Origin of the sequence: Edaphobacter aggregans DSM 19364, assembly GCF_000745965.1 — a bacterium.
Taxonomy (GTDB): Bacteria; Acidobacteriota; Terriglobia; order Terriglobales; family Acidobacteriaceae; genus Edaphobacter; species Edaphobacter aggregans.
Window position 1 is genome coordinate 1 of the sequence record NZ_JQKI01000291.1, and the last position, 2,665, is coordinate 2,665.

General features: G+C 55.8%; 1 protein-coding gene. It reads left to right on the forward strand.

Annotated elements, in window-relative coordinates:
* The first annotated feature begins 908 nt into the window (after positions 1-908).
* Positions 909-2,438, forward strand: coding sequence for a hypothetical protein (locus tag Q363_RS31260; RefSeq protein WP_157468057.1), 1,530 nt, complete (start codon positions 909-911; stop codon positions 2,436-2,438).
* The last annotated feature ends 227 nt before the right edge of the window (positions 2,439-2,665 follow it).

The window sequence follows — 2,665 nt, forward strand, 5'->3', positions numbered from 1 at the left end:
TGCAGTACTTTCGAGGCCATATGGGTTCACTTGCGTTACGGCCCGGTGACTCGCTCACCATCCTTTTAGATGGCTTTGTCAATAGGCTTCAGGATGTTCAGTTGCCTACCTTCCTGCTATTCAAGCTACGGGGCTTGGACTTTTACCCCGGTGGGACTTTCACCCACTGTTCATGCCAGCCTTCGCTGGACGCACACTTATCATTACCGAGGCTGCAATGGGTACACGTATCCTTATCCCATCTCTGGATGTCGTAATGTTTCACGACATTCTGACAATCGGAGTCGGCTGGCGTGCCACAACAACGAAGTGCATGAAAGGGCTAAATGCGTAACAGCTTGACTCTGATCTGTGTACTCTGCTGCTGGTTCGGTATGGTACGAAGAACCATTTCTGCACAGACGTTGGCAACGTCAGGACAAATATGCTCGCCAGCGATGTTGGATGTTTCAGCCCTGCCAACTCCGCCTAGCTTCACATATGGCGAACACCTGTTTGTCTTAGAACTCCAAAATATAAGCCCGGCTACCTGTTCGCTCGAGTCTCCGCAGGTCGCCTTGGTACCGACTTCGGATACCAACAACCAGCCGTTCTACACCGCAGGGAGAACCGACGAGCCCGAGAGTAAGAGCGAATCTCGTCCCAAGGTACTTGAGCCTGGCGCATGGGCTCACCTGCTCTTTGTGTGGACCTCGCGGGCCGGACCGGAATTAGACTGCGATCTATACTCCGGAGTTCGCCTCGGCTTCTCGTATGAATGGCAACGACGAAACGAGCCATCGATCGAAATCCGTCATCTCTGGATACGTGCCTGTGGCCCATTTGCCGTTACTGGATATCGGCCCGGTCGATACAGTAGCGCCTCGCCAGTTCCACAGAGCTGGTTAGGCTGGTACGGTCCAGGCGGCTTGCACGAGTTCACCGTTCCATCACCCACCATGTCAACGGAGATTGCCACAGCTTCGCCCCTACTGTCGCTCGGCGCGCAGGCTAAGCGCACCATGCTGGGGGATAGGCTGTTCTCGCTCAAATTGAACTTTCCAAGAACGGCCGCCGAGGGGTGCGCCTTCAGTCAGCTGAGGAAACGGGAGTCGGACGGAACCACCGTCATCTCTCTCCAGCAGTGCGACAACGTCGCACCGGATAAGAACGCTGGACCACCGGCCGTGCCGTGGTACCACAAACCCGGAGTCATGGGTCTTTGGATGGGTAATCTCGACTTTACCCCGAAACATGTTGGTCCGCTCGAGTATGAGATCACAGCGCCCATCGGTCGAGGTACTGGCCAGCAAGCCACGATGCAGTACGCACGCACGAGGGTCAACCTTGTTGTGCGCGATCCCGCACTCCCGAGGCAGGCCATCATCCTCGACCCTCTTCCTGCCTGCACCGCGAGCCAGTTGCGGATCGTCTCTCTTTCGCCAATCATCTCTACGCCACTCAAGACCCTTCGCGCCTACGACGCGACTAACATCTCTCCGCAGGCCTGTTCGCTCGCTGGGGTGCCAGCTATGCGTGGGCTCGACGATAAGGGTGACTACCAACCGTTCCTACCGCTGGCGTGTCCCAACTGTGAAAATGAGCTCTTTATGCCGCGCCCCAATGGGCGTATCGACCTAAGCCAAGGCGAGATGGCGCACCTTCTGGCAGGAGCCATTGGCAAGGAAACGGGCTACTGTATCTCCACGCCCAAGCTCCAATTGCGCTTAGACCGAGACGCCAGCTTAATTGAGCCAGGCAACACCCGGCCACTACCTGAAGAGATCGCTCTATCTGCGACTGTGCCCCTTGAAGCGCCCGACTGCGTCTCGATCGACGTCAGCGCGTGGCGCAAAGGTCACTACGATGGCGACCCGCTCAATTTGCATCAGGCGAAGCTCGCGCAGGCAAATGAGCCAGCGTCTATTGCGTCTATCCCGTCCGAGTGCAACAGGCCCGAGCTACTCGCTCATGGCATGCCGTACCGAATCGACGGCACACACGACCCCGAGTATGAACTGTCGCTGGAGCAACACGAGTTTGTGAGAGACGAGCCGATACCGCTCTACCTCTGGACGAACAACTCTAGCAATCACTCGATAGAGCTTGGCTCGTGTACTGAACCGGCTTACCTCAAAGCTGGTGGCTTCGTTCTCTATGACGCATACGGCCATCGCGTACTAAACAAGAGGCAGATAGCTTCAGACAAACAGTGCAAGGCTGACCCCTCGGGATACTACAACCCGCTCATGTGCACGGTCTCTGTTTCATTTTCACTTCCAGCGCACACATGCGTCAGCAGCCGCATTGATTTAACAAAGGACTACGAACTGCCGCCGGGCGAATACATCATAAGCACGCGTGACCCCGGCGACACCGGCTCTTGTCCTCGGAGGGGCGACAAACCATTCAAGCCGAACCCAGCAACGGACATCGGCTTCAAGGTCTTACAACCTTGATCTACCCTTTCAGCTACCATTCACTGGAAAACCTCCATATTCGATGTTTTAGCGTTGAGAATCCATAGGTTGAGAATCCATAGAAGGTGCGCGCGCTGTCGGTAAAGTAATAGCCGGAACACCTCGGTTCAGGTAACCGCCACTAGTACTGTGACCGCTTGAATGAGTAGTTCAGTTTCAGGCGTGCCAGCTTCCTTGTGAACTTCCACTTGATGGTGATCTTGTGG